The organism is Pseudomonas sp. AC463, assembly GCF_979253585.1.
Genome location: NZ_CEEDDZ010000071.1, coordinates 1 through 566, shown reverse-complemented (window position 1 = coordinate 566; position 566 = coordinate 1). Strand labels below are relative to the sequence as shown.

Here is a 566-nt window from a genome sequence, read left to right as displayed (position 1 = left end):
GCCGCGACCTGCACGGGGCGTGCGCGGCGTTGCTGTCGCTGGGGGTGCGCGGCGCCTATGCCGATCTGCTGGCGGCGGGGCTGGAGGTCGGGCGCGACTATGCGCGGGCCTATGATCTGGCGAAGCGGCGGGTCGGGGGCGTCGATTTCGAGGATTTGATCCAGACCGCGGTCGCGTTGCTGGAGACGCCGGGGATCGGCGAGTGGGTGCGGTTCAAGCTCGATCGCGAAACCGAGCATGTCCTGATTGACGAGGCACAGGACACGAACCTGAACCAGTGGCGGATCGTCAGCGCGATCGCCGAGGAGTTCTTCGTCGGGCGCGGCATCTATGCGCCGCGGACGCGGACGCTGTTCACGGTCGGCGACTGGAAGCAGGCGATCTTCGGGTTTCAGGGGACCAGCCCGCTCAACTTCGCTTGGGCGGAGCGACGATTCGAGGACAAGGCGCGCGCGGCGCATGGCCCGGAGGACTGGCCGGAGCAGGATCGCGGGCTGCCGTTCCACCGGCTGTCGCTGACGCACTCGTTCCGGTCGGTGCGGCCGATCCTGACCTTCGTCGATGCC

At 68.7% G+C, this 566-nt stretch carries 1 protein-coding gene; it reads left to right on the top strand.

Annotation, left to right across the window (positions count from 1 at the left end; translation table 11 throughout):
- Positions 1 to 566 (top strand): UvrD-helicase domain-containing protein (locus AC0IYH_RS29120; RefSeq protein WP_471837481.1); only part of this gene is annotated, 566 nt, incomplete at both ends.